This window comes from Algoriphagus winogradskyi (assembly GCF_900182815.1).
Taxonomy (GTDB): domain Bacteria; phylum Bacteroidota; class Bacteroidia; order Cytophagales; family Cyclobacteriaceae; genus Algoriphagus; species Algoriphagus winogradskyi.
This window is the reverse complement of sequence record NZ_FXUA01000002.1, coordinates 821,690-847,377: the sequence shown is the minus strand read 5'-3', so window position 1 is coordinate 847,377 and position 25,688 is coordinate 821,690. Positions and strand designations below refer to the sequence as shown.

The 25,688-nt window shown below is 40.3% G+C and carries 16 protein-coding genes; 1 reads left to right on the top strand and 15 read right to left on the bottom strand.

What is annotated here, in order from left to right:
* A complete protein-coding gene (locus QOL76_RS08195; protein ID WP_283412464.1) occupies nt 1-1,554 on the top strand; it encodes a SusD/RagB family nutrient-binding outer membrane lipoprotein in 1,554 nt (517 codons plus the stop codon).
* Between the two features lie 409 nt (nt 1,555-1,963).
* Here the strand turns inward: QOL76_RS08195 and QOL76_RS08190 are convergent, their stop codons facing one another.
* From QOL76_RS08190 to QOL76_RS08120, 15 genes are all read right to left on the bottom strand, one after another.
* Nucleotides 1,964-2,362: a 3-keto-disaccharide hydrolase gene (locus tag QOL76_RS08190; protein WP_283412463.1), complete on the bottom strand. Its 399-nt coding sequence runs from the start codon at nt 2,360-2,362 to the stop codon at nt 1,964-1,966.
* A 203-nt stretch (nt 2,363-2,565) separates the two neighbouring features.
* Nucleotides 2,566-4,056: a sulfatase family protein gene (locus QOL76_RS08185; protein WP_283412462.1), complete on the bottom strand. Its 1,491-nt coding sequence runs from the start codon at nt 4,054-4,056 to the stop codon at nt 2,566-2,568.
* A 1-nt stretch (nt 4,057) separates the two neighbouring features.
* Nucleotides 4,058-5,536 carry a RagB/SusD family nutrient uptake outer membrane protein gene (locus QOL76_RS08180; RefSeq protein ID WP_283412461.1) on the bottom strand — a complete coding sequence of 493 codons (1,479 nt, stop codon included), beginning with the start codon at nt 5,534-5,536 and terminating at the stop codon, nt 4,058-4,060.
* Nucleotides 5,537-5,581: 45 nt separating this feature from the next.
* Nucleotides 5,582-9,016 (bottom strand): SusC/RagA family TonB-linked outer membrane protein, encoded by a 3,435-nt coding sequence (locus QOL76_RS08175; RefSeq protein ID WP_283412460.1) that lies wholly within the window; start codon nt 9,014-9,016, stop codon nt 5,582-5,584.
* Nucleotides 9,017-9,133: 117 nt separating this feature from the next.
* On the bottom strand, nt 9,134-10,141 hold the full coding sequence (locus QOL76_RS08170; RefSeq protein ID WP_283412459.1) for a FecR family protein: 1,008 nt from the start codon (nt 10,139-10,141) through the stop codon (nt 9,134-9,136).
* Between the two features lie 191 nt (nt 10,142-10,332).
* Nucleotides 10,333-10,986, bottom strand: coding sequence for an RNA polymerase sigma factor (locus QOL76_RS08165; RefSeq protein ID WP_111316797.1), 654 nt, complete (start codon nt 10,984-10,986; stop codon nt 10,333-10,335).
* A gap of 589 nt (nt 10,987-11,575) precedes the next feature.
* A complete protein-coding gene (locus QOL76_RS08160) occupies nt 11,576-12,049 on the bottom strand; it encodes a hypothetical protein (RefSeq protein WP_283412458.1) in 474 nt (157 codons plus the stop codon).
* A 630-nt stretch (nt 12,050-12,679) separates the two neighbouring features.
* Nucleotides 12,680-14,461, bottom strand: coding sequence for an efflux RND transporter periplasmic adaptor subunit (locus tag QOL76_RS08155; RefSeq protein ID WP_283412457.1), 1,782 nt, complete (start codon nt 14,459-14,461; stop codon nt 12,680-12,682).
* 56 nt (nt 14,462-14,517) lie between these two features.
* Complete coding sequence (locus tag QOL76_RS08150) at nt 14,518-14,940, bottom strand: heme-binding domain-containing protein (RefSeq protein WP_283412456.1); 423 nt, start codon at nt 14,938-14,940, stop codon at nt 14,518-14,520.
* 20 nt (nt 14,941-14,960) lie between these two features.
* The gene (locus QOL76_RS08145; protein WP_283412455.1) at nt 14,961-15,569 is read right to left on the bottom strand and encodes a DUF3347 domain-containing protein; all 609 of its coding nucleotides are present in this window, start codon (nt 15,567-15,569) and stop codon (nt 14,961-14,963) included.
* 72 nt (nt 15,570-15,641) lie between these two features.
* The gene (locus QOL76_RS08140) at nt 15,642-17,681 is read right to left on the bottom strand and encodes a copper-translocating P-type ATPase (protein WP_184495546.1); all 2,040 of its coding nucleotides are present in this window, start codon (nt 17,679-17,681) and stop codon (nt 15,642-15,644) included.
* A 30-nt stretch (nt 17,682-17,711) separates the two neighbouring features.
* Nucleotides 17,712-20,060, bottom strand: coding sequence for a multicopper oxidase domain-containing protein (locus QOL76_RS08135; RefSeq protein ID WP_244545486.1), 2,349 nt, complete (start codon nt 20,058-20,060; stop codon nt 17,712-17,714).
* A gap of 54 nt (nt 20,061-20,114) precedes the next feature.
* Nucleotides 20,115-20,573, bottom strand: a complete 459-nt coding sequence (locus QOL76_RS08130; RefSeq protein WP_283412454.1) for a DUF305 domain-containing protein — start codon at nt 20,571-20,573, stop codon at nt 20,115-20,117.
* Nucleotides 20,574-20,575: 2 nt separating this feature from the next.
* Complete coding sequence (locus tag QOL76_RS08125; protein WP_283412453.1) at nt 20,576-21,805, bottom strand: TolC family protein; 1,230 nt, start codon at nt 21,803-21,805, stop codon at nt 20,576-20,578.
* Between the two features lie 2 nt (nt 21,806-21,807).
* Entirely contained in the window at nt 21,808-25,626 is a 3,819-nt protein-coding gene (locus QOL76_RS08120) for an efflux RND transporter permease subunit (RefSeq protein ID WP_283412452.1), read from the bottom strand.
* Between the last annotated feature and the right edge of the window lie 62 nt (nt 25,627-25,688).

The window sequence follows — 25,688 nt, the reverse complement described above, 5'->3', positions numbered from 1 at the left end:
ATGAAATCGATAAGATACTATATCCTCGCTATTTCTGCCATTATTTCCCTTAGTGGATGCGATAAGGATTTTATAGATATAAATACAAATCCGTACGCAGTAACGGACATTGATCCGGCCTTGCTCTTCGCTGGGGCTCAACGAACTCCCTTGGGAGGTTATGCAGCTGAACACACGATTGTACAACAATTCGTCAATCCATATAATCAAGGAGCAACATTAGGCTTCAACTTTAATGAAGACATTGACGGGTTAAGTAATGGTAAATGGAATTTGTCCTATCCTGGACCTATCAAAAACATGAACCAAGCGATTGCTCTTTTAGGAAAGGACACCGATCGCACCAACCTGCTAAATATGATTAGAATTTGGAAAGCTCAAGCATTTATGGGACTGGTGGATTCCTATGGAGATGTACCCTATTTCGAAGCAGGAAATGCAGTAATAGACGGGGTGTTTTTCCCTGCATACGATGACGATGAAGCCATATACATTGATCTTCAGAAAGAACTGTCAGAAGCCATTGCAGGATTGAATTCCGGAGCTGACTATGTACCCGAAGATCTTTTCTTTGGCAATAATAGTGAAAGCCCCGCGGGTAGTGCGCCGGCGCAAGTAGAGCAATGGAAAAAGCTAGGAAACTCTCTTCTCTTAAGACTGGGAATGCGATACAGCAAGATTGACCCCTCCAAAGCTCAATCGATCGTCTCCCAGGCTTTCAATGCAGGTGTTATGACTTCAAATGAAGACAACGCCTATGTGAAGTACGATGGAACCTTATATGCACAGGGAGACAATAATAACTTGCGAAATTTTTCCTATTTCAACTATGCTGCTGAGCCTTTCGTGAATCAACTCAAATCAACTAATGATCCTCGTGCTCCATATATCATAGCTACTTTTGAGGACCCCGCCGCAGTAGCCAACGATTTAAATCCTGATACAGATTTAGAAAATCAATTTGGCGTGCCTATAGGAGTGATTAGTACCGTTCTAGCTGATCCGAATGGTGATTACAGAGGATCAAGGGGTGGTGGTCTTAACTATTCACAAATGAATATCTATTCGGTTGCAGCCCCTGATGCTCCTGACTTTTGGGTGACTTATGCGCAAACTTCTTTGCTACTCGCAGAAGCAGCCCACAGAGGATGGGTAACTGGTTCTGCCCAGACGTATTATGAAAATGGAATTAGAGCAGATTTGAAGAATTATGATCGTTATCCACAAACAGATCCAATAACTGCTGAGCAAATTGCGGCATATTTGGAGCACCCTGATATCGCCTTCAATTCGACTAATGCCTTGGAACTGATAAACACTCAATATTGGGTGGTAAATATCAGAAATGGTACAGAAGCTTTTGCGAATTTTAGAAGGAGTGGCTATCCAAGCTTAAGTCCAAATCTAGCCAACAATAATTTGAATGGTGGCTTTGTACGAAGATTTTCCTATCCTGACGAAGAAGGCTCCACAAATACCAAGAATTATACCGCTGCTGCAACGGCAATCGGAGGGGATAATTTACTATCCAGAGTATTTTGGGATGCGCAGTAAAAATAAGCGCATTAATAAAGTAAAAAGATTTAAATCTAGCTGGGGATCCGGCTAGATTTTTTCTTTTAGCTCTTCTTATCATTTCTGTAAATCTGAGTGACAGGAAGTTCTTTAAAACAAAAGAAACAGAACTTCTTTGAAAGCATTATGGGATGAAAGCTCCAAATTCAATGAAAAATCAGTAAAAGAGAGTTAAAATTAGAAATAAACCTTTGCTTTCGAAGCCCTCTACAGTCTCGTATTATCCGTAGGTCACGAGGGGTACGAGCAACTCTATCGTTTTAAAATTTGACAGAAATACTAACGGTTTTCACTAGATAAAAAACTGGGACACACCCTTAAAAGAACTCGTAAGACTATTCATTTCAACCAATTGTAGGTCAAGTGTTACTGCCGAAATTCTATTTAATTAATTTACTTGGTGCATTAGATAAGCTGCCGGCACACCATTGATCCATGTTTTGATGATATCTGCAATAGCTTCAATTCTGTAATGATTCCAATCATTTTGTTTAAATGCGTTTTGGCCCTCAGCGTTATCTGTCAAGGGGACCAACCAACCTCTTCTACCTTCATCAAAGATTCCTGCGCTCCAAGCTCTTTGTGAAGGATCAATTTCTATTTGGTACCCATGGACTCTGCCATTTCGATAATGATCAAAACTTTTGCTTCTGATCTGGATGCCGGAATTCATAGAAGGGTCGACCCAATAACCTAATTCCAAGACAAAATCACCATATACTTCATCAGTTCTTAAAAATGAATTGGGTGTATTTCCCACTGTAGTTCCTTCTTTTGCTCCTTCCACCACTATGTAGCTCGCTTCTCCACCTAATGTATGTCAGCCTTCTAAATTCTCACCTTTAAATAATTCGACCCACGGTGTTCTATTCAAGAATTACTAAATAAAGAAAACCGATAGCTCAAAGACCCACCGGTTTTCAACAAAAAACACAAACTAAAAGTAATTCCACAAACTAGGTAGCTAAAATCCCTTTTAAAGAGATTTTGCTACCTATTAATCTTTAAATAGTCCTTCGTCCTAATACTATCCTGCTTATCATACAAATAATTCCATTGGGTCATGTAATCATCTGCTGGTAAAAAGGAATCATTTGTATAATCCAACTTAGACTGAAGAACCTTTTCTAAGGTTGATTGAAGGTTTGAATAGTCAGGCGAACCAACTAGGTTTTTCTGCTGGTAGGGATCTTTTTCATTGTCATATAATAACCAAGGACCGGCCAAATCCTTTACATACGTGTACCGTTCAGTTCGAATCCCTCTGAATTCCCTTCCTCCATTGGAGAAATTCCATTCGTGAAAAGGAACTGGCAACATGATTAATGCACCTTCATTTTCAATATCCTTTCCACTTAACAAGGAGGAAGAAAAATCTGTACCTTCTATGCTCTTCGGCACACTGATTCCACTTAAACCCAGCAACGTAGGAAGCAAATCAGGAGTATTAATTGGTCCTTTGATTTCCCTGGCTTTACGAAGTTTATCTGGATACCTGATCAACATAGGAACTTTGATAGATTCATCCCAAGGTCTTTGCTTGCGCAGTACACCTTTGGAAAATAACATATCCCCATGCTCTGAGGTAAATACGAATATGGTATTATCGGCTATTCCTTGCTTATCGATCGCATTTAAAAGATCGCCAACCGCTTTATCCAATGCCGTGATATGCGCATAATAATCTGCAATCACCTTCCTTGCGCTGTCCTGCAAATGCACAGGTACATTTTCTCTCAAATTTATTTTTGCGGGGTCGTACATCGCCCTATATTCTGCAGGCGCAGTATGGTAAGGATTATGCGGAGGTCCCCAAGACATCATCAACAAGAATGGATTGTCCTTGTTCTTTTTGATGTAACTGATTGCACTGTCCGTCTGGGAAAAAGCGTCATATCCTTCCCATACTTGTCTTTGATCATTTTCATCAAAGTAGAAAGAGTTATTATAATCATGTGTCACTTCTCTTACCTTCCAATAATCAAATCCTTGACGACGGTCTTTAGTTACTGGTTTGTCCCTAGCGCTAAATGCGTCTTCTCCCCTCTTATGACCATTTAGATGCCACTTCCCTATGTAGCCTGTTTGATAGCCCTGCTCTTTATAGATTTCAGCCATTGTCAAAGCTTCTGAAGGAAGAGGTTTATCATTGTAAAAAACACCATTAGTTAGAGGGTATTGTCCAGTCAGAAAACTAGCTCTCCAAGGAGCACATACAGCCATTACAGTAACGGCATTATCAAAAACCAGACTTTCTTTGGCTAACCTGTCGAGATTTGGTGTGATCACATCGGTATTTCCAGCATATCCCACAGCGTCTGCCCGCCATTGGTCGGCGAGGATGAATATTACGTTCGGTTTTTCGCTTTGGGCTAAGGACTTAAATGGAACTACATAATTGAAAAGGAGCAAAAGATTCAACCCCACTAGGAATTTGTAACCTCGAAGGTTAACTATAAATAAATTAACAATGTCAGTCATATTAATATCCTGGATTTTGGGTTAAACTATTAATAAGTATTTGCTCGGCTGGTAAGGGAGCTAATAGCTTATGAGGATCAATTTGGTAGGCGCTGTTGTATAGAAAATCTTTTTGAGCCAACTCCCGCTGTCCATGAGCAGTCATTACTTCTATAGCTTTGTCTGTTCTTTTTAGATCATACCAACGCTGATTCTCAAAGCAAAACTCAACTTGGCGCTCCTTGGCTATCAACTCTTCCAGTTCTGCTTTTCCATAGCCAGACAGAGAAGCATCCAACCCTGCTCGATCACGCACTTGCTGAACGTAAGGCAAGGCATCTCCAGTTTTTCCTTGCTCGTTCAAAGCCTCAGCATACATCAATAGCACATCGGAATATCTTAATACCGGGAAATTGTCTCCCGTGCGATCATCAGGCGCAGAGATTGGAGGCTTAAACTTGCCGGTGTACGGTATATCTCTCACCGCACCATCCCAATCAGGACCATTCCAGAATTTTATAGAGACATCTTTTCTTTTATCCCCATCTTCAAAAGCATTCAACAAATCCATTGTTGGCTGATTCCAGCCAGCAGAGATAATATTAATATTAGGACGTTGTGTAATACTTCCTTTTGAACTCCAAGGCGCGAACATGAAGATAAATCGATTAGAAAGCTCTCGGCTGTTTTCGGAATACTGCACACTAAAAATGGTTTCTGTATAATCCTTGTTACTTGGATCATATAAATCCGCATAATCTGGCAACAGAGAATATTTATTCGAATCAATCACTTTTTTAAGCGCCTTTTCCGCATTGTCATATTCTTTCACTGTCAGATAAACCTTACCCAATAAGCCATAGGCAGAATTCAAATTGGCTCTACCATTTTCCTCCAATTGGGTAGCCAAAGCAAACTGCTCTATCGCTGAATTCAAATCACTGATAATACTGGCGTATATCTCTTCCTCGCTTACCCTACCCATTTGGAGTGCTTCCTGAGCGCTAATTGGAGTCAGCACTAATGGAACACCTCCAAATTGCCTTACCAGATTAAAATAATACAAAGCGCGTAGGAAGTAAGCCTCTCCAGAAGATCTGCTTTTATACGCTAAATCCGACCATTCTACTTCAGGCCTATCTATCTCTATCAGCAGTTTGTTGGTTCTATTTATTCCATTGTAAGACAAATTCCAAAACTCTGAATAAGCCCTATTGTCAGCGGTAATGATAAACTGATCAATAACGCCTCGCACAGCCTCACCAGTCAAGATATTATATTGAAAACTGGTATTGTCAGAGATTAACTCTGCAATAACCCAGTGCGTATTTTTCTCAATGTCTCTTAATGGTATATAACAGCCGTTAGCTAAGAGAATAAACTCTTCCTGAGATTGATAGAAATTCCCTTCACTCAATGTGGTATCAGGGTAAATTTCCAAGAAATCATCCGCGCAGGAAGTAATAGTAAATAAGAGAACTATATATAGTAACTTTTTCATAATGCAATAATTTAGCTTGTGATGGAACATCGTTTTCATTCCAGATTAAAAAGAAAGATTAATTCCCAATGACATAGTCCTAGACAGCGGATACGATGTCATATCAAAACCAGGAACCAAAGTATTATTCTGGTTCGCTGCCTGGCCTTCAGGATTTGCTCCTTTGTAATTGGTAAACATGGCTAAGTTTTGCACTGTAAAATACAGTCTTGAACTCTTTAATACTTTCATTTTCTCAGACAAGCTCGATGGAATGGTATATCCCAAAGTCAAATTTGCAATACGCAAATAAGAAGCATCCTCCACCCACAGCGTTGATACTCTATGTCCCCAGCTTGGCTTCAATTTTGGCACTCCGGAATGAATACCATCACCAGGGTTCTCAGTACTCCTCCATCTTTGCTCCCAATCTCTATCTACATTGAAAAATCCCTGTAAATTATCCGTGGTTTGTCTCAAGCCATTCATGACCTGACCACCAACTTGACCGTTTATAATTACCCCTAAGTCAAAGTTCTTGTAAGAGAAATTATTGGTAAGTCCGAAGATGAAATCTGGATGGGGATTACCAATAATTGTGTAATCAAGCACATCATTGATAAATCCATCACCATTTACATCTTTATATTTTACGTTTCCTTCATAGACCTGCGGAGAATTAACTACCCCAGGCTGGCTTAAGTATTCTGGCGTATATACTCCTTCAAGTACAAAACCGAAAAATTGACCAATAGGCTTCCCCACTACTGAAATATGTGTAGGATTCCCATCATTGTTGCCCGACAAAATTCTCACCGTATTATCATTTAAAGAAAGTACTTCGTTTCTGTTGAATGCGACATTCCCACTGATATTCCAACTAAATTCACCAGCGATAGGTGTTCCTCCCAAAGCGATTTCTATCCCTGTGTTTTGAACACTTCCTTGATTAATTGTTTGAGAATTAAATCCAGTGATGGCAGGTATCACATCTTCCAGCAACATGTTATTGCTTCTTCTCTTGAAATAATCAATCATGAAAAAGGCGCGGCTATTGAAAAAATCAAAATCCAATCCCACATCGATTTGATTTGATTCTTCCCAAGTCAGACTAGGATTGGATATCCCAACACTGGAGCCAGTCACCTGAGTATTTCCAAAGACATAGGACCCAGCGCTGATATTAGCCAAATGAGCATAATTCCCGATGTTATTATTTCCACTTTTGCCATAGCTGACTCTTAACTTCAAATTATCTATCCAGGATATGTCATTGAAAAACTCCTCTTCTGACACTCTCCATGCACCCGCTAATGAGGGAAAGATTGCAAAACGGTTATCACTCCCAAATCGTGAAGAACCATCCGCTCTAAAAGTTGCGGTGAATAAATAACGCTCTTTGAATGAATAGTTGATTCTTCCCAAATATGAAATCATACTCCACTCATTTACTGCCTCACCCCATGAATTAATAGCTTGGGCCGCGTTGATCGTTGTTATCAAATCATTCGGATAAGGGCTGGCATTCAAATTTATATTATTGGAATTAAAGCGTTGGATGGTATACCCCAGTAAGGAGTTGAATGAATGTTCTCCAAAACTCAAATCGTAATTAACTGTATTCTCAACCAACCAATTGAAGCTATTGTATCGGGTATTTGTAGAGTTACCTGTACCTGCAGTAGGCGGTCTATTAGATCCCCCCACGGTGCTAGGAACAAATTGAAAATACTTAGATGCTTCCAAAATTGTATTCAAGGAAGACCTGAAACGAAGGTTTGGTAATATGCTCCATTCCAAAAATGCTAAGCCCAGGTTTTGAAAGGACTTCTGCTCGGTAGTCATTTCCTGCAGTACATACAATGGATTAGCGAAGCTCCATGCTGAGTGAAATTTGCTTTGAGGAGCTACTATGTATGGTTTAAGATTTCCATTTTCATCATAAGGAGTAGAAATTGGGTTTGCCCAAATACTAACACCTAAAACGTCTTCTCTATTCAGGTTTGTGTTGGCTCTTTGCTGATTTATATAGGTTGGCTGAATAGAAACTCCCAATTTCAGGTTGGTGAAAAGGTCTGTTTCTACTCCGAGCTTTGTACTAAAGCGTTCGATTCCAGTTTCCTTAAGAACACCTTGCTGATTAAAGTAACCTAGACTAAAATTGATACGAGAATCTTCTGTTCCCTTTTGAAGATTGAAATTGTAATCCTGAATGGGCGCATCTCTCAAAATGAGATCGTACCAATCAGTTCCTCGCCCAGTAAGCGCATCTAGATCTCTATATTCTTCAGGATAGTCTTCCAATGTTGCCTCCCGGTTCTCCCTTAAATCCACTTCAAGATCTATTCTGTCTCGTTGCAGCTGGGCAAACTCTCTCTGATTCAGCATATTTGGTCTACCTTTTTTTGGAACCTGCTGAACTCCGGCCATAGCGGAAAAAGTAATATTAGTCTGGTTATAAGTGCCCTTTTTGGTAGTGATCATGATCACACCATTTGCACCCCTTGAACCATAAATAGCTGTGGAAGAAGCATCTTTTAAGATTGTGATAGACTCTATATTATTTGGGTCAATGAATGCCAAAGGATTCAAAGACTGGTTCATCCCAGAGGAATAAGGCATACCATCCACTACATAAAGAGGCTCATTTCCAGCACCAAGGGATCCACTGCCCCGAATCTTAATAGAGGTACCTGCGCCTGGAGCGCCTGATACCTGCTGAATCTGAACACCTGCAACTTGGCCAATCATTTTTTGATCGACCGAAGAAACGGGAAGATCCTTGATCGTTTTTTCATTGACAGTGGCCACAGACCCAGTGACATCTTCCTTCTTCTGAGTACCGTATCCGACCACTACAACTTCATCCAATGCCTGCTCATCTTCACGCATAGTCACATTGATTTCTGTTTGGTTTGCTACAGCTACTTTTTGCTGACTGAAACCTATAAATGAAAACACCAAGACATCACCTGCTTCAGCTTCAATAGAATATCTCCCATCAATATCAGATACAGTTCCGCTGGTGGTGCCTTCGACGATTATTGTCACTCCTGGTAAGGGCGCTCCGGTATTGTCACTGACAAGACCTGAAATACTTATAGCGCTGATTTGAGTAAGATCTTCCGTTGCCGCGCTCTTGTCCTGGGCAAGCCACATGGAAATATTTCTATTTACCTGTTGAAAATTCAGGCCAGTTTGGCTACCAATTTCCTTAAGTAAATCTTCTACAGAAACCTTATTAGATCTTACAGATACTTGTTGATTGAGATAGGTTTCATTTTCATGAATTGTAAACTGAAACTCAGTTTGCCTCTCCACTTCATGTAGCACGTTCAGCAGTTTCTCTTCATTAAAAGAAACTTTCACATAAACTTCATCGATTTTTTGGGCTTTGATTGAGTGGGCAAGTACCACGTTCAATACGAGCATTTGAAACAAAAAACCATACAGGGTGTATTTTGTCATCCGCAGTAATAGCAGTAAAGGTTTATTTATCATAATTTTGGGTTATTGAGTACTGACAAGTATTTAATTAGGCATAGCTAATGTGCGTCCAAACAAATTAGTTATGCTGCTTCAGAATCAATGGGGTACGAACCCATTGGTTCTGTTTTTTTAAAATGTGATCGTCACATTCGAATGCTTTATTTCATAGGCAAATTTTCTAGAGTATTGTAAATCAGTTAATACGTTTTTCAAGCTTTGGTTCTCATATACTGTAGTCACTTTCCAGTTGGAAGGCACTTTTCCTCTTAATTCAATTTGAACTCCATACCATCTCTCGAGACTGAGTTTTACTTCAGGAAGATTAGCCTGCGTGAAAACCAACCTCCCTTCTTTCCAGCCAACAACCTCTTCTAAATCAAAGTCTTGCTCTAAAAAAGTTTTGGAATCTGATGAAAGCAACAATTCCTTTCCAGGCTTTAGAATTAAAGAATTGTCTGCATTTGAAAGTTGATTTATACTCACTACTCCTTCCACCAATGAAATCCGTAAATCCTCCTCCTCAAATGCTTTCACATTAAAAGCGGTACCTAAGGCGATGGTTTCAACCGATCTGCTCTCAACTATAAATGGCTTGGATTTATCCTTAGCAACTTCAAAGAAGCCTTCTCCTTTTAGGTAAACCCTTCTCTCATCTCCGACAAATCCGCTTAAATATTTGATACTAGAACTGCTATTCAGGTAAACAACTGAACCATCAGGTAGAAAAATTTTAGTTTTTTGACCGGGCTTATTCTCTCTAAAAATGAAAGTTGGAACTTCAGCCGCTACCTCATTGTCTTTTCCTTTTTCTAGCTGCTGGTAGTAAAAAATACTCATCGCCAATGCTGCCATTAAGAAAATGCTCGCCGCATAATTGAATACAATCCGCCACTTTCTCTGACTAGTGGACTTTTTTTGATGAGCTTTCTCCCAAATATCATTGGCCTTTTCTTCCAAATTGACTAAAATCGGCTCAGGAGTACTTTGGTTAGTTACTTTTTTAAATGTTTCAAATACCTCCAGATTTTCATCACACAGGTTTGCCCAATTTTCCAGGATTAAAAGTTCCTCCTGGCTAGCAGTGTTTGTCAGCCACTTTGAAAGAATAAGGTCGATTTGATCTTCAGGTACATTCACCTTACCAAGACAACTTTAAGAATCAAAAGGCGTAATGCACTTCGAATATTTTTTGAAATTTTATTTCAAACCTGATCAAATAAGCAGAACAAATGATACAAATGAAATTCATTTCCCAAACAATGAATCAGCTATAGGATTAATAAAAGCTTTTGGGCTGGACTGAATTGCTATATTTTAAAAAAGTTAGGTTAGAACTTAAAAAAATCGGAAATCAACACGACCAATGTTACTAAACTGCCTACTTTTAAAGAAATCGGGATGATTTTCGGGGCACTATTTTGAGTTTCGATATAAACCGAAATTTCTGCTCTTAAATCCCTTACTGCTAATTCCAAGTGTTTCTTCACAGTTTTTTCGGCAATATCAAGCAATTTGGAAACCTCCTTGATTTTTAGCCCATCATCCTTGATCATTTTGTAGACTAACCTTCTTTTATGAGGCAATCTATCAACACAGCCTGCTATTTTATCGCGCAATTCTGAAGCGACTAGCTGCTCCAGAGGCTGGGTATATTCATTGGTTTTAAAATCCTGTAGATCAATTGGAGAAAACAAACTACTCTTTCTTTTATTCTTTTTTAGCTGATTAAGGCATTGATTTTTTACAGAATAATATAGGTATCCTTCAAAATTATCTATTTCCATTAGTTGTGATTGATTCTGCAAAAGTCTTATAAAGACTTCTGAAACCATATCTTCAGCCTCTTCATAATTTGGCAAAAAACAGGTAGCAAATGTGATCAGTTTTGAATGATATCTTTTAAAAAGCTCGGTAAAAGCAGCCTTGTCTGAATCCACCGAAATCCTATGTAGTAATAGCTTATTGGAGGACTGAGAGGCCATGGGGATCTGGGTTTATCTATTAAGCATTTTCAATTTGAAACTAACTACTTATAGAATTAGAAAGTATATATCATTTCTAAATCATAAACTCACTAGCTAATCACCACTTAATATCAGCTGTGTAGAATCCATTTCCATCCTGTACTATAGGGGACGAGATTATAAAAAATAATTCTCTTTATCAATTCCTCAAACCATATTTTAATTGCCCTTAAAAAGTAAAATTTTACAAAAAACTAGCTTAAGCATAAATTTTCTGATAAAAACTGATCTTAATTCAGAAAGGATAAGCAATGAAGAAAAAACAAGTCATGCTCCTAGGAAAACACTTCATATACTAATTTTCAGGTTTAATCGGATATTCTACTGAATCAAAAATCCATTCCGCTGCTAGAGTTACAATTCAACCCTCGACAGAATTTTGATCAACAGCTACTGAATGGTCGAATTATCGTGCAATACCTAAATCGTATGTCTGAAGCCAAAGTGGCTGCCCACCGCCCGAACCCATCTCCATTAGATAGAAATAAAGGAAACCATCAACTATCAACAAATTCCCAAATCTGAATTTTTTCCCAACCGTTTCTTTTTACATGACTGTCCAATCATTGGTACCGCCTTCCGCTTTTCTTATGACAGGTCTGTCATTTTCTAGACTAATCAAATAAAGATCATTCCCAACGCTCCTGAGCTCACCACCTGGAAACTCAGTGGTATGCGTAAACTCTGAATCTGATGCTTTTTTGTAACTATGGACATTTTTTGCTTTATCTGAACCCTCCACATTATTCATCATAAAGTGAATATCACCGCGCTTGGTTACTGTCCAAAAAGGAGAAGCAGTAATTTTCACTTTACCAGGAACCACATCAGCTGGTTCATAAAAAAATATTTCATAAGGATCCACTAAAGAAGAAACTTTTTTTCCTTTGTAATTATGCCACTCGTTTATTCCTTCAGGATCATCTGAATAGGAATATAAAAAACCATTGTTATAGACAAATTCCTCATCATTTTTTCTGATACTATAGCCGATCTGAAACTTCCCGTTGAGATACTGCAAATAGAATTCCTTTAGGGTTCAATACAGTAGAAATTTGAATGTCGATCAAGCCCCAAAATAGACACATTAAAGAGCGGAGCAAAAAGAGTATAAAAAACTGGGACAAAATCATCCTAATTTAACAGAATCAAATAAATTCGAAATAATGTTAAACCCCTGAAAAACAAAAACCCCGAACAATTTTAACATTGTCCGGAGTTACCAAGTAGCGGGAACAGCGCTACAAACTTAGTCTGTTTTTCAGTCAGTTATAGAAAAACTGGGACAAAAACTGGGACAGGTTCATTTTGCTTTTACAGTTTTAAATTTATTTGAATCGTATCATTTTGAACCCCTTCAAATGTAGCCCTAATCGCCGTATAACCCCATTTTGTGTTTTTGGTTTTTGAATGATCTTTTTTCTTTTTGATGTGAAAAGCAGAAAACGAACCTATTTTCTATATGTCAAATTAGAAAATGAACCTTTGAAATTTCTGCATATTTGAAGGTATTTGTGTTGTCTCAGGATTGAAATATTTTGAATGGTTTAGAATCTCAATTTAGCCTCGTAGAATTCGTACGGTACGAGGGGTACGAGGTGTACGAGGCGTACGAATAAAAATTGATTTTTAACAAGTTGGATTCGTGCAATTAGTCGATTATTTTAATTACTTCCCCACAGCTGAGCATGGAAGGGCCGAAATATGGGTTGACTACTTTATCCTGGAGACTTAACCAATCTGCGCCTCTATTACTATCTGCCATAGGACAATGTTGAACATATATTTTTGAAGGATAGGGATGGAATTTCTCTGCCATTCCTACCATTTCATCAGAAATATTAAGGAAGAATTTTCTCACCTCTTCAAGGGATTTTTGCTCAACAAACTTATCAAGATGGGTTTTAAGGTTGTTTTCATATTTCATCCAACTCATATGGGATTCACCTTTAAATTTGCTCATGTTTACTTTTGAAATGATCGATTTCATTTTCCTTGCGGAGTTCAAAGAGGTTGTTAACTTATCTTGGGTCAAGGCATCTTTTAACTCAAAATAGCTATCAAAAAGAGGCTTTAACTCATTTTTAGCATCTTGAGATATGAATTCTGGATTTGCAGTAGCTGAGGTATTTGAAACAGGCATTGCCATACCGCCATGATTATGCCCAGACATTGCTGCACCTCCATCAGGACTCATCATGCTTGGTTTTCCTGCCAATTGGGCAGCGGCATCTATACTGAATGTGCCATTCACTGCTATTTCTTCTCCTGGCAATAACCCGGATTCTATTTGATAATGATCCCCCAGAGCCGGGCCTAGAGTTACTTCTCTAAGTTGGAAGGTTACGGACTGATTTGTAGCTGTCTTAACGTATACTACTGAACGGGTTCCAGTCCACATTACCGCAGTTTTTGGCACCACAATGCTATTATCCTTTGAGGAACCTTCACTCTCAACTTTTCCTGAAACAAACATCTCCGGCTTGAACTTCAGGTTAGAATTGCTCAGTTCCAGCCTTGCTTTCGCAACTCTAGTCTGAGGATCGACTATGGGGTCTATGTAGCTAACCTTTCCTGTAAAAGTCTCTCCTGGAAGTGACTGCACAGTAAATTCAATCTCATCACCTTTATTAATCCATTGTAATTCTGACTCATAGACATCAAATAGCACCCAAACTTTGCTGAGATCAGCGATCTGATAGATAGGCTCTCCACGGTTTACATAATCACCCAGATTCACCATTTTCTCAGTTACGTATCCAGAAACATTAGCTAAAATTGGTACCTGTTCAGTTACTTTTCCTGTTGCCAGAATTTGATCAATTTGACCATCTGTTAATTTCCAGTTTTTCAGTTTTGATTTTGCAGCAGCGAAAAGTGCAGGCTGAGAATCCTTAATTTTCTGAGCCTGAAACAATTCCTCCTGAGCTGTAGCCAATTCCGGAGAATAGAGTTGTCCTAAAGTCTGACCTTTTTTAACATACTCTCCTGTAAAGTTGACTGTCAGATTTTCTATTCTCCCAGAAATATGGGCTGACTGGGTATAGTTTTGGCGTTCATCAGTTTGGATCTTTCCATTGAGCCTTATTGACTTGTCACTTGAAGAATTTCCAACGACCAATGATTGGATTCCTGCCAATTGCATAGCAGTAGGAGACATTGTGATAGCCATTGGGTCAGCTTCTGCATTTTCATTTTCCAGAGGGATCAAATCCATTCCACAGATAGGGCAATCACCTGGTTCATTCTGTCTTATCTGAGGATGCATGGAGCATGTGTACGTAATAGGGATTCCTGCAATCGATTCTACATGATCATGTTCATCCGCTTCCATGTTCGGAGCTGTATCTGGTTTAGTCAGCCAGCCTACAGCTATTCCTACCACCAATACGGTGACAAGCATTACAAGCTTGTTGTTGAGTATATTTTTCATTTTTGCGATCTATTTTTAATCTACCCAAGAGGCCTCTCCATATGTAGATTTTAGGGTTAATTCAGAGTTTTTAAATAAGTTGTAAGCTCATTCCGTTCAGAATCAGACAATATTGCCTCTCTGTGAATCAGTGTATAAGAAGGGATAGGCATTTTTTCTTGCTCAATTTGTTTGATCATACTTTCCAATTTCATCTTTTTCATCCGCCCAGATAGATTACCAAATTCTGAGAAATTTAACTCTGCCATTCCCTCTCGGATATGCTTATCTAATAGCCAGCCTGCTGGCTGAAAATTACTGTACCAAGGGTAGTTGATCTGTTCACTATGACAGTTGTAGCACGATGTTTTAAGCATCTTTCCTATCTGGACTGGGGTATTATTGAGAATCAGAAAGTCATCTGGACCTGCAGGTATGTTTGGATTGTGGTTGGTGGGAATGAATTGAATTCCCACCAATACAATTATGAGTATAAACAAGTAAACCAAGGTTGCCTTTTTCACCCGACGTCAATTACTTTTTTAACAGAACCACAGGTTTGCATCTTTCCAGCAAACAAAGGATTAACAATTTCTTCTGAATCACTCAGCCACATACCCCCCTCATTATTATTGTACATTGGGCAGTATTGCTCATAAAGTTTTCTGTCCGAACCTACAATGGCCAGTAGATCTTCAAAATCCTTACCCATGGCCTGAAAATGTTCAATCTGATGATCCATTTCACTTTTGGCAATGTGTTCGCTGTGTTTTTGAATAACTTCAAGAATTTCATTTACAGTTGTTTTATTATCAGTAGATACCTGATCGAAAGAGATCGTTTTGGCATTTTCAGCAAGTTTGGATGCTGCTTTGGCAGCATCCTCTTTGTTGTTGGCACTTAGAGCTTTCTTAATTTCCAAGTATTCGTTAATAAGTTCTGTTTTAGAAGCAGTTCCGGCCATGGTCATTTCTTGATCCATATTTTCCATAGTTTCAGACATAGCCTTATGGTTATGTTCTTCTGATCCTTCAGCGTGGTCATCTAGTTTTTTCTCTCCACAGGCGATAAGGGAAATTGCCAGTCCGGCAATGAGTGCCAGCGATAAAATTGATTTTTGAGTTTTCATAATTTTGAATTTTAAATTGGTTACTTAATTGATTTAGTTGCTCACAGGGAATTATAAGTAAAGCACGTTTATTTAGGATTTAATTTGTCTTTTTAATAATTGTGCGTTAAGTGCTACGATCACAGTACTGAGGCTCATCAAAGCTGCACCGATTGCAGGGCTAAGAATAATTCCTACACCTGCTAATACTCCTGCAGCCAGAGGTACTGCCACGATATTGTAGCCTGCCGCCCACCAGATATTCTGCATCATTTTTCTGTAAGTGGCCGTCCCGAAAAGGATTAAATTGGCAATGTCTTTTGGATTACTATTGACCAAAATGATATCGGCAGTTTCAGCAGCAACGTCAGTTCCTGAGCCCACTGCGATTCCCACATCTGCCTGAGCCAAAGCAGGTGCATCATTCACTCCATCTCCGGTCATTGCGACGAATTCACCTTTCCCCTGAAGGTTTTTAATAATCTTTTGCTTGTCTTCTGGCATTACCTCGGCATAGTAGCCATCCAAACCCAGCGTTTCACTTACAGCCTTTGCAACTATTTCATTGTCCCCTGTTGCCATAAGAACTTTTATCCCTTGCTTTTTGAGGGTATCTATTGCCTCTTTGGATTCCTCTCGAATTTCATCTGCCAATGCGATGAAGCCGATTAGTTTTTCATCCGAAAGAACAAAAACCACAGTTTCGTCTTCTGTTTTAAAAGCTCCTTCTGGTTGTTCGATTCCTTTTTGTTTTAATCCTCCAGGGCTTAAAATGCTGATTTCTTTTTCATTGAGATTAGCTTCTATACCCATTCCAGTGATATTCTGGAAGTTTTCTGCCTTGTCAAGTTTCAGATCTAGTTCTTTGGATTTCCTAACTATTCCAGCAGCTATAGGATGCTCAGAATTATTTTCAAGAGCAGCTGCGATGGCAAGTAATTCTTGATCGTCAGTTTCTGCATTTACACTTTTGAATCGAGTCACTCCAAATTCCCCCTTTGTCAAGGTTCCAGTCTTATCAAATATGATGGTGGTCAGTTTTCTAGAGTTTTCAAAAGCTGTCCTGTTGCGAATCAATAAGCCATGCTTGGCCGATACAGAGGTGGAAATCGCAACGACCAATGGTACTGCCAGTCCCAATGCGTGGGGACAGGAGATTATCATAACAGTTACCATTCGCTCCAGCGCATAATTGAAGTCTTTTTCTAAACTTAACCATACTACCAGCGTGATAATCCCAGCTGCCAAAGCGATGTAAAATAACCATCCCGCTGCTTTATCTGCTAAATTTTGGGTGTTTGACTTTGTCTTTTGCGCTTCTGTCACCAACCCGATTACTTTGGACAGATACGAATCTTCACCGGTGTGCTTCACCATTATTTTCAGCGCACCGTTGTCATTTACTGACCCACCTATTACTTCATCGTCTTTTTGCTTGGCTACAGGCTTGGACTCCCCGGTAAGCATGGATTCATTTACATGACTGCTTCCTTCGAGAACCTGTCCGTCAGCTGGGATTTTCTCACCTGGCCTCACCAGAATGGTGTCTCCAGACTTTAGCTCTGCAATGGGTACATCTTCGGATTCTCCATTGTCCTTAATTCTCCTTGCTTCGGAGGGCATCATCTTTGCAAGTTCTTGCAAGGCATTTGATGCGCCCATAACAGATTTCATTTCTATCCAATGCCCCAGCAACATGATGTCGATTAAACTGACGAGCTCCCAAAAGAACATTTTTCCTGATAAGCCAAATACCACTGCGGAGCTATAGAAGTAGGCTACCGAAATAGCCAATGCTATCAGGGTCATCATACCTGGTTTCCTCTTTTTCAATTCATCGACCATGCCGATTAAGAAAGGCCAGCCACCGTAAAAAAAGACTATTGATGAAAGTGCAAACTGTAGGTATCTATCACCGTCAAATCTGAATTCATACCCTACAAGGCTCTGAATCATCGGTGCAAGGACTACTATTGGTAAGGTGATCACTAATGAAATCCAAAATCGTTTTTTGAAATCTTCGATCATATGCATATGATGCATGCTGTGATCATGTCCTTCCATTCCTTTCATTTCATGCTTTTCCTTATGAGGAGAGGCATGTTGCGTACTGCTGTGATGTGAATGATCCATAGTGTAGCTCTTTTAGTTTTAATTGAATGCTTAAAATCTGACAGTTAAGCCCCCACCAGCACCGAAACGGTTATCATAAAGTCCCATCAATGAGAAATTTCTGGAAAGGATATAGCTAGCTCCGGCAGACCAAGTAGTTTCTCCCTTATAATTTGAGTTTTCTCCGGATTCAGGAAGGGTATCAGTCCACCCAAAATCCATTTGATATTCATAATTTGCGAAGATGGTGGTGCGAGGGAAGACCATAATCTCTCTGCTTATCCGGAATTCTGGTCTCAGCTTACTGTCCATTCTTACATCGAGATTGAATAGGTATGGAGTTAGGAATCGAATACCGATCACGGCCGTTGTGCTGATTTCATCCAGGCTTTTTTCGATTTCATTTTCCATGTTTACCCCGGCAAAGACTCTGAAATAATCATAGAGGTATCGCTCGTAACTTACTTCTGCCTCAAAATTCTGGTTGTATCCATATTCTAAGTTCAGGTTCAGTTGATTTCTGATATTGGATGACATCAGGTTCAGTCCGAGCATTTGAGAAGAAACTTCTGCCGTCCCCCAATTAAATAGGTCGTCTGTTTCATGGAGGAGTTTTTTTAAAGGAAAGCCTTTCAATCTTGGATCACGTGGGGTGTCGTAAGAGAACACGCGTGCCATACCACCCATCATGTGATAGAGAACATGACAATGGAAAAACCAATCACCTTCCTCAGTCCCTTCAAATTCTATAGTGATCTTTTGCATTGGAGGTACATTTACGGTATGCTTTAGCGGTGAATATTCTCCTTTATCATTGATCACCCGGAAGAAATGCCCGTGTAGGTGCATGGGATGATGCATCATCGTAAGATTGTTTAAAGTAATTCGAGTTACTTTTCCACTTTCAATTTTGATCTTATCAGCTTCTGAAAGAGGGACTCCATTCATACTCCATATATATCTCCACATATTTCCTGTAAGATTCAGTAGTACTTCATTAACAGGTCGGCCGGTGGGAAAGCTGGTCTTCTCAGGGGACTTGAGGTAGTCATAATTGTACTCAGCAAACATGTCCATGCCCGGTGTTTTATCCATTGATGTCCCCATTTCTATCTTGTCATTCATCTGCATCGAATTATCCATGGGATCATTATGGTTCATGTTGGAATGGTCCATGCTTTTCGTAGAAGGTTTACTAGTAGAATCAGTGCGATTTTTCTTGTCCATCATTTGGGAATGATCCGTGCCCATGTCTGTGGAATTCATTTTTGAATGATCCATTTCACCCATATTCATTTCATCACCCATCTGCATTCCCCACTTGTCCATCATTTCTTTGGGATCCTCCTCAGATGGCTTAAATTTCATAGCAGGAGCACCCATTTTCATGTCCATTTTCGCCATTTTCATCATCATATCTATTTTATCGGGTCGGGGAACATCAGGAGCAGAAATAATATCTCCCTTTCCTAAGAAGGTGGAAGTTTGTCCAGAACCATCTTGCACAGTAGCACGGATTTCCAATTTGCCCTGCTGTGGGATCGTAACTATAAAATCATAGGTTTCTGCTATAGCGATAAAAGTTTTATTGTGAGCGATAGGCACCACGTCCAGGCCATCGGCTGAGACAAGTAATGGATCCTTACCTCCGAAAGTCAGCCAGAACTGAGAGGAAGCTGAACCATTGATGAAACGCACACGCACTTTTTCTCCAGGGCTAAAATCTGGATATTCAGTAGTGGTTTCCCCATTATTCAAGAATGCATTGTAATAGATATCTGCGATATCCGCACTTTCCATTCGTTGTTTCCAAAAATTAAGCTGGGCACCAAATCCGCCTCGACTAATCACCTGATTCAAAGGAGTTGCAGTTCCTTTTTTGATATTGTACCATTCGTTACCGCGCTTGAGATTCCGTAATACGTTTTGGGGTTTTTGATTAGTCCAATCAGAAAGAACAATCACTAATTCTGAATCATAGGATAATGTTTCCTCCTTAGGTTCAATCACAATAGAACCATACACTCCACTTTGTTCCTGGAGCATGGTATGGGAATGATACCAATAGGTGCCAGCTTGTTTCAGTGGGAACTCATATTTCTGAGTTTCACCCGGCTTGATGGGGGGTGTTGTCAAATAGGGTACTCCATCGAAGAAATTTGGCAATAAGATGCCATGCCAATGCACAGAAGTCTCTTCGTCCATTTCATTCTTGACATAGATTACAGCATAGCCTCCTTCTTTAAATCGCAGAGTTGGCCCGGGAATTCCATCATTTACCGTCATTGCAGCGACAGGCTTTCCTGCCTTCGAGACCATTGCTTGCTTTAAAGTAAGTGTATAGGTCGAAGTATCCGTCGGTATCTCTTGGGAATAACCAGTCGCAATGGTTACAACCATAAGGGAAAGCAATGTGATTAGATGAGGTAATTGGTTTAGCTTTATCATATCTTATTACTTTTTAGCCTCCAGTCTTTTGATCATATCCTGCATCTGGGCTATTTCCCGCTTTTGGGCCTCAATGATATCTTGCGCCAGTTTCTGAGCCTCTGGATCTTGAAGATTCGCTTTTTGGCTTACCATGATTGCTGAAGAGTGATGTGGGATCATTGCTTTCATCCACTGCACATCTGCGATCAAAGTCTGATTTCTTAGCATAGTCAATGTGCCTATGAAGATGATCAGCGCGGAGCCTAGGATCAGGTAATTGGCTTTTTTGTTTTCGTACATTCCCCACATAAATAACATCATAGAGATGGCCATGGGCGCCACCATCAAAATAGTCATGTAGGTTCTGGTGGTGCTGAGCATCACATGCTCGAAAAGATCTGCATTCAAAAACATGACTGCATACATAATGACGAATGAAACTGCCATCATTGCTGCGAATTTTACATAGCTTTTGCTTTTCATAATTAGTAGGTTTTAGCGGTTAGATAATTGATTTGTGCCAGGGAAGTCTTGTAAGTCACCATGGCTTTTAATTTCATTTTTTGGAATTCAAGTAATTGTTGTTGTACTCTCAATACCTCTTCGAAGTCTCTTCCAGAATTGCTGTAGCCATTGTAAAGCAACTCTAACGTTTGTTCCGAAGTCACCACTTGCTTGTCATAGAGGCTGATCAAATCTTCCTGGATTTGCATATCGGAAGAATAGCGGTAATAGGAGCCATAGAGCTTGTTGCTCAGCTCTTCCTTTTCCAGTTTGTAAGATTCCTGCATTAGTTCTGCCTCCTTCTGAGCTCCCTTGTATTTTGCTCTGAAAATCGGAAGACTCATCGTGATCATAGGCATCAAGACATTCTTGCCATTGTCCGCCATAACGACATCTGTTCTTTCTCCGACCAGGACATAATCCACTCCAGCTCCCAGCTTTGGCATTCCTTGTTTTTGGGCAACCAGCACAGAGGCTTCACTGGCTTGAATTTTCAGATCAACGCTCTCCAGCAATGGATTTGTGTGAATAGAATCAGGAGAAATCATCCTGTCAGCAGCCGATATTTCCAGCTTTTCTGAGATCTCTACTGGAGAATCATGAGACTTGGCAAGGAGGGAATTGAACCAGGAATTGCTTCCTTTTATTTTCATCTTAAGCACCTCTACGTTCGTCTTGGATGCCTGAATCATGATATCTACTCGTAGTGCATCGGCTAGCGAACCTTGTCCATTTTCTAATTTGGAAGTAGCAAGTGAATAGTAGGTTTCTAAAATTCTCAGATTTTCTTCCTCAATAGCTATTAACTCGTGGGTCTCAAGCAGAGGATAATAGACTGCCGCCAATTGATTGTATAGCTGGTTTTTAGCATCCAAGAATTCCTGATACTTCGCTTCAGCCATTAAGGATGCTACATCTTCTTGTGCACGTAAGGTGCCAAACCAAGGGAACATCTGAGTTAAGGAAAAACGGGCTTGTTGCGGCCCCACACGGGTTTCCACTGGTGATACAAAATATCCAAATGACAGATTAGGATCTTGTAATGAGCCAACTTGTGATATTTTTTCCATGGCAGCTTCGAATGCCTTGTATTTGGCTTGAAGCCCCGGATTGTTTTCGGCGGCCACTAGAAAATAGTCTTCTAAGCTTTGCGAAGCAGCTGAGAAACTCATCCCCAGGAGCAAAAGAAAGGAAAGTGTGAAAGTTCTCATTTTCAGCTTTTTTTAAGTTTTCGTTCTTCCCGAATGGAGTAAAGAACTGGTACAATAAAGTAGGTGATAGCCGCTACGATCATTCCTCCAAAGGCTGGAATAGCCATAGGAATCATGATGTCCGATCCCCTTCCAGAAGAGGTTAAAATCGGAAGCAATGCAATGATTGTGGTAGCTGAAGTCATCACGGCGGGCTTGATTCTTCGCTGACCAGCTTCCACAATAGCCATTCGTATTCCTTGTGGAGTATCAGTTTTATTTCGTTCAAAACTTTGATCCAGATATGTGGCCATTAACACTCCATCATCAGTGGCAATACCAAATAGTGCAATGAATCCCACCCAGACTGCTACACTTAGATTGATCTGGTGAACTTGGAACAGGTCTCGCATATTGGTACCGAAGAGATCAAAATCAGCAAACCATCCTTGTCCATAAAACCAAAGTGTGATAAATGCACCACTGAATGCCATGGCTATTCCAGTGAATACCATCAGGGAAGTAGTGACTGATTTGAATTGGAAATACAGAATCAAAAAGATAATAGCCAATACTGCCGGAACGATGATACTCAGCCGTTTCTCAGCACGAACCTGATTTTCATAGCTACCAGAAAACTTGTAGGTGATTCCTGCGGGCACATCCAGCTCCCCTGAATCAATTTTGCTTTGGATCAACTGTCGTGCATCTTCAACCACAGTCACCTCAGAATCCCCGTCTCTTTTGTCAAAAAGCACATAACCGACCAAGAAAGTCTCCTCGCTTTTGATGGCTTGAGGGCCACGTTTGTACTCAAAATCCACGAGTTGCCCTAAAGGGATTTGAGCTCCGGTAGGAGTTGGAACAAAGATCTTAGCCAAACTTTCAGGGTCATCGCGCAATTCTCTTGGATAGCGAACACGCACAGGAAAACGCTCTCTGCCTTCTACTGTAGTGGTTATGTTCATGCCACCAATAGCCGTTTCTATAGTTTGCTGCACATTTTCTATCGTCAGTCCAAATCGCGCGATTTTTTCTCGGTTGATATTTAGATGCAGATAAGGTTTTCCCACGATTCTATCTGCGAAAACTGCTTCCTCTTTGACTGATGGAACTTGCTTCAGGATGTTTTCCAGTTGTATTCCAAAGTTCTCGATAGTCTGCAAATCAGGCCCATATACTTTAATACCCATTGGTGCTCGCATACCTGTTTGGAGCATGACCAATCTGGTTTCTATCGGTTGTAATTTAGGAGCGGAAGTGATTCCCGGTATTTTGGTAACTGCGATGATTTCTTTCCATATATCATCTGGAGATTTGATGTGTTCCCGCCAGTTTCGGAAATACATGCCTTCCTCGTCAGGAATTAAGTTTTTGGCAGGCTTATTTTGTGCGATTGCATCTTGGTTGGAAAGGGTATCTCCCGTGGAAAAAATGAATCGGTCTTCCTTGTCAGTTTTAAACCGCTGTTTATGGCCCTTTGCATTGAGAAGATATTCTGGTTTATAATTAATGATATTCTCATACATAGAGATCGGTGCCGGATCCAAAGCTGATTCAGCTCTACCAAGTTTTCCGACCGTGAGATCTACTTCAGGAATATTGGTCAGCAGCATATCCAGTTGGCCGATGATTTTTCTGTTATAAGCAATGCCGGAATGCGGCATGGCGGTTGGCATCAGCAGGAAGCTACCTTCATTCAGGGAAGGCATAAATTCCTTTTGCATACCTGGGAAAGTATGCGTTAGACTAGACCAAGGCTTACTGGATTGAATATCCCAGCCAACCAGATTGGTGGTCTTTGGGATTAATCCAAAAGTGGTATTAAACCCAAGCCAAACCGTAGCTCCAAAGAGAATCAAGACTGCCGGTATAGGCAGGAAGATTGCTTTGTGATCCAGGCACCAGGTTAATACACGTTTGTAATTGTTTTCCAAAAGGGTGAATGCCCCCAATATCAAACTCACTAGAATGGCGACGAACAAGACATTGGAGAATAGAGAACGTGAAGCACCAAGTGGCAACCAATACGTCGCTAATAACCAAACCACACCACCTATTGCCAGAATAATTTCAAGTTGGTTATAAATAGGGCGTATGCGCTTTGGGATTTCTATAGACTCTTTCTCTACATAGAATTTGGCGAAGGAAATAATGCCAAATAGTAACAAAATAATTCCTGCCCAAGTGTAGCCGTAAATCAGTGCGCCTACTCCTAGAATTAGTAATAATCCATTTCCTAGAAGCTTATATCGCTGATTTTTGATTTTGAAACCAAAGAACACATGAGCCAACATGGGCAGAATAAACAAGGATACGATCAATGCTGCTATAAGTGCAAAAGTCTTGGTATAGGCTAAAGGTCCAAATAATTTCCCCTCGGCAGCCTCCATTGTGAAAACCGGAATAAAACTCACAATAGTGGTGGACACAGCGGTAAGGATTGCAGTGGCTACTTCTGATGATCCTTTGTAAATGGTCGTGACCAACTTCTGCTCTGGAGGAGCTTCATCGATGTGCTTGATAATGTTTTCTGAAAGGATTATCCCCAAATCCACCATCGTACCGATGGCGATAGCTATTCCAGAAAGAGCTACAATATTTGCATCTACCCCAAAATAGCGCATCGCTATAAAAACCATCAGAATTGCAATTGGTAATAAGCTTGAAATCAGAATAGATGCTCGCAGGTTATAGACCATCACAATCACAACCAGAATAGTAATCAGAATCTCCAAAGAAAGCGCCTCCTCCAAGGTGCCTAGGGTTTCCTGAATCAGTGTAGATCTATCGTAAAATGGAACAATGGTCAGCTGGCTAATACGACCATCGGCTAAGGTCTTTTTTGGGAGGCCAGGAGCTATTTCTGTGATTTTCTCTTTCAGATTGTTGATGACCTGAAGAGGATTAGATCCGTATCGCGCGACTACTACACCGCCGACTACCTCAGCTCCGTCTTTATCTAAAAGTCCTCTTCTGTTGGCTGGTCCTAGGCTTACCACGCCAATGTCTTTTATCCGGATCGGAACGTTTTGTTCCACGGCAACCACCGCCTCTTCTAAGTCCTCTACCTTTTTGATATAGCCCAAACCGCGCACTAAATATTCTGCTTGGTTGATTTCTATGGTTTTGGCACCTACGTCCCTATTGGATTGCTTAACTGCCTCCATGACTTTCATCAAGGGAATATTATAGGCTTTAAGCGCGTCGGGATTTACATCTACCTGATATTCCTGTACAAATCCACCGATTGAAGCCACTTCCGAAACGCCTTCCACGGCGTTTAAGCCATACTTAACAAAGAAGTCCTGAACAGTCCTTATCTCGTGAAGATCCCATCCTCCGGTCGGATTGCCTTGCTCATCTCTTCCTTCCAGTGTGTACCAATATACCTGGCCTAAAGCAGTGGCGTCAGGACCCAGTCCCGGCTGAACTGCCTCTGGAAGCAATCCTGCAGGTAATGAACTGAGTTTTTCCAGGATTCTTGATCTAGACCAATAGAATTCTGTGTCTTCATTGAAGATGATGTATATGCTGGAAAAGCCGAAAATAGAAGAGCTACGGATGGACTTTACTCCAGGAATTCCTAATAGATAGGTAGTAAGTGGGTAGGAGATTTGATCCTCAATATCCTGTGGAGATCTACCTGGCCATTGGGTGAAAACAATTTGTTGGTTTTCGCCAATGTCAGGAATGGCATCAACGGGGACAGGATCTGATGGAAGAGAACCTACTTTCCAACCGAAGGGAGCTGTCACAATTCCCCAAGCTATCAAAGCGATAAGCAAAAGAACTGTAACTAATTTGTTTTCAAGAAAATACTTGATAATTGAGTTAAGCATGAAATAATCCTAAGAAAATGGAATACTGGATAAACTTTGCTACAAGCAATTGAGCTCATAGA

Excerpts from the sequence above, each read along its gene's own strand:
- QOL76_RS08195 (WP_283412464.1), top strand. The coding sequence starts at position 1 with ATGAAATCGATAAGATACTATATCCTCGCTATTTCTGCCATTATTTCC.
- QOL76_RS08185 (WP_283412462.1), bottom strand. The coding sequence starts at position 4,056 with ATGACTGACATTGTTAATTTATTTATAGTTAACCTTCGAGGTTACAAA.
- QOL76_RS08180 (WP_283412461.1), bottom strand. The coding sequence starts at position 5,536 with ATGAAAAAGTTACTATATATAGTTCTCTTATTTACTATTACTTCCTGC.
- QOL76_RS08175 (WP_283412460.1), bottom strand. The coding sequence starts at position 9,016 with ATGATAAATAAACCTTTACTGCTATTACTGCGGATGACAAAATACACC.
- QOL76_RS08165 (WP_111316797.1), bottom strand. The coding sequence starts at position 10,986 with ATGGCCTCTCAGTCCTCCAATAAGCTATTACTACATAGGATTTCGGTG.
- QOL76_RS08155 (WP_283412457.1), bottom strand. The coding sequence starts at position 14,461 with ATGAAAAATATACTCAACAACAAGCTTGTAATGCTTGTCACCGTATTG.
- QOL76_RS08145 (WP_283412455.1), bottom strand. The coding sequence starts at position 15,569 with ATGAAAACTCAAAAATCAATTTTATCGCTGGCACTCATTGCCGGACTG.
- QOL76_RS08140 (WP_184495546.1), bottom strand. The coding sequence starts at position 17,681 with ATGGATCATTCACATCACAGCAGTACGCAACATGCCTCTCCTCATAAG.
- QOL76_RS08135 (WP_244545486.1), bottom strand. The coding sequence starts at position 20,060 with ATGGTTGTAACCATTGCGACTGGTTATTCCCAAGAGATACCGACGGAT.
- QOL76_RS08130 (WP_283412454.1), bottom strand. The coding sequence starts at position 20,573 with ATGAAAAGCAAAAGCTATGTAAAATTCGCAGCAATGATGGCAGTTTCA.
- QOL76_RS08125 (WP_283412453.1), bottom strand. The coding sequence starts at position 21,805 with ATGAGAACTTTCACACTTTCCTTTCTTTTGCTCCTGGGGATGAGTTTC.
- QOL76_RS08120 (WP_283412452.1), bottom strand. The coding sequence starts at position 25,626 with ATGCTTAACTCAATTATCAAGTATTTTCTTGAAAACAAATTAGTTACA.